Source organism: Agathobacter ruminis (genome assembly GCF_002735305.1).
Lineage (GTDB): Bacteria > Bacillota > Clostridia > Lachnospirales > Lachnospiraceae > Roseburia > Roseburia ruminis.
The window spans coordinates 1-2,522 of the sequence record NZ_PDYG01000105.1 but is presented as its reverse complement, the minus strand read 5'-3'; the positions used below and the strand labels follow the sequence as shown (position 1 = coordinate 2,522).

General features: G+C 44.8%; 2 protein-coding genes. Both read right to left on the bottom strand.

Annotation, left to right across the window (positions count from 1 at the left end; translation table 11 throughout):
* Positions 1-367 precede the first annotated feature (367 nt).
* Entirely contained in the window at positions 368-1,774 is a 1,407-nt protein-coding gene (locus CSX02_RS10800) for a carbon-nitrogen hydrolase family protein (RefSeq protein ID WP_031542906.1), read from the bottom strand.
* A complete protein-coding gene (locus CSX02_RS10795; RefSeq protein WP_099386684.1) occupies positions 1,746-2,366 on the bottom strand; it encodes an NUDIX hydrolase in 621 nt (206 codons plus the stop codon). The genes CSX02_RS10800 and CSX02_RS10795 overlap by 29 nt, the downstream gene beginning before the upstream one ends.
* Positions 2,367-2,522 lie beyond the last annotated feature (156 nt).

Genomic DNA, 2,522 nt, shown 5'->3' with positions numbered 1-2,522 from the left:
TTCTCTGGCATATTCTGCGGCCGCTTCTCCGTTCCACTTTAAATCCGGTGGTGGAGCCACTTCAGCCTTCAATCCCACTGAAGTATGCGACATAATCCCTAGGACAAGCGCAAGTAATACAGCAGTAACCCTTTTCAAATAATTTTTCATAAAAAACCCCTTTCATAATAAAAAATTAGTTACCGACTCCAGTTCTCTTGTTTTGGGGAAATGAAATAAATGGGAAATGAAATAAATGACTAATGAAACAAGCCATCATGTGCGGCAGATGCCGCTAGAATCAACCCTCGCTATTTTTATAACATACCCCTCAAACAAAAATCCCTTTTTTAAATAATAGCACTTCAGCAATGCAGTGTCAACGACACTACACAGTGCCAAAGTGATCATAGTATATGCACTTTCCATCGCATTTTCCGTTTAATAATCCATCGCACGGTTTCATCTCGCTCATCGATTCCGACTCATCCTGATATCGGTTGATGCGCTTGCGTACATATCCGATAAATGCAAAATTACTCTCTTTTCCCGGAATCATAGCTGCACAGCTGTTAATCCAGACGACATTGCAATAATCATGCGCGCAAAGATCAAAAGACATCTTAAAATCATAGGATCCGGTCGAATAAGCCGGAACGATAATCAATGTCAGCATAAATCCGCGCATGATGCGCTCCATATGTTTTGTTGTCAGAAAATCTTTACAAATCAAGACCGCAAAGCGACCGATTCCCTCATAATGAAAAATATAGATTTCATTTGAACCATCGATGTTCTCCATGAAATCGCCGTGACGCGTTTTCAGAACATACGGATTCTGTTTGAATTGGCGCGCAAGGACATTCCCCGCGCGATCCAGAATCGAAGAAAAGTTCTGTGTACCCGAAAAATAGGATGGCAACACAATCATCGGCGGAATCTGCTCCCGCTCCTGCTCTGACAAATTTTTAAGTTTTCTGCAAATGGCATACTCCATCGTCGCATTGCCAAGCATCTCCGGGAATGCGATCAATTCGGCGCCTTCTGCGCCTGCCTGTACAATTTTCTCCCAGACGCGCTCATTGTCGCGCGCTGCCGCAGATTCATGATAGTCCAAAGAAAACACCTGCAAATCATCATTGCGGTGATAGCGAATGTCAAAGCTGGATTTCGCATTGAGTGGTGTTGCTGCAATCTTCATCTGAGAGGTTGCATCAAAATTCGGGAAAAATCCCTTTGGAATAAATATATGACGATCCTCCACATCTTCAAGTACACGATCCTCTATAATCATCAGGTGCTTCAGATAATTGTCAATCCGGCGATACGAAAAAGATTCTCTGCTTTTGCGCGCCCATACGCACTCGCACTTCGGCAGAATCGCGATTCCGGTTTCTTTTCGATTGCTGTTTAATCCGCGTGTCACACGACCGTTTTGCAATCTCTTTCGCTCCTCAATCAGCACTTCCGCCAGTGATTCATCCAGCGCCTGCAAAAAGCGCATAATGCAGTTCTTATCATCCGCGATTTTTAACAGATCACTGAATCCTGCAAGCTTCTTGACATATTCTTCATCGATATCTGCTTCTGCGATTGGGCAGAATTTCCCCTTTGATCCCAATACAAATGGTGTCTCTTTTTCAATTCGCGTATTTACGCGCTGTCGTTCCTCCTCAGAAATACAGCTGTAGCGCACCAGATAGTTCTTGGTCAATGTGCGTGTGACATGCGAACATAATTTTGCGATAAGATTATACAAATATGTTTTATCTGAGATGCCCATCTCCATATTCATCCGACTCCTCCGCCAATTTGTTGATTGATAAATCCCCATAGGCCCAGCCAAAACAAAACAGTTGTGCGCGGGCTGACATCTTATGATATTTCAACAGGTCCTTCACCTCACTTTTGGTATACCAATGCGCTTCGATTTCTTCAAAGCTTGAATCGCTTTCCTGTATCTCTCCGGATACCACGGCAAGCACACATGAACTCGACTCATTTGTCAGCCCCACTGCATTATAGCTGCTGCGCAGTCTGACAATCCTGCGCTCCAATGTCAATCCCGTTTCTTCTTTTAATTCCCGCGCGGCCGCTTCTGTCGGTGTTTCATCCTCATCCACCAGCCCGGACGGGAAATTATAAACCCAGTCTCCTAAGGCCATGCGGTATTCACGATTCAGCAATATCCTATCATTATCTTCCGAGATTCCGATAATCACCACAGTCGTGCTGTGCCAGCGCTGCAAATCCTCCAGTCCTCGCAACCCCTGATCTCTCGAAACAATCTCGTACTTCTTCACACGATGGTCCTGCGTCTCATATTCCAGATCATATCTGCAAATATGCGCGCCGCCATCCACCTTCGTAAGCTTCCTAAATTCCATAATACATCTTCCCCTTTCTGCGTACCTCCATTCTATATCAAATCCGCCCCAAACCTCAACCCATCTACCGCAATTCCACTCTACCCACCCCTCTGTGGTTGTCCTTTCACCGATTTTGCACTTCGACAAACTGTCTTTTCATCGCAAACACCTTGA

Excerpts from the sequence above, each read along its gene's own strand:
- CSX02_RS10795 (WP_099386684.1), bottom strand. The coding sequence starts at position 2,366 with ATGGAATTTAGGAAGCTTACGAAGGTGGATGGCGGCGCGCATATTTGC.
- CSX02_RS10800 (WP_031542906.1), bottom strand. The coding sequence starts at position 1,774 with ATGAATATGGAGATGGGCATCTCAGATAAAACATATTTGTATAATCTT.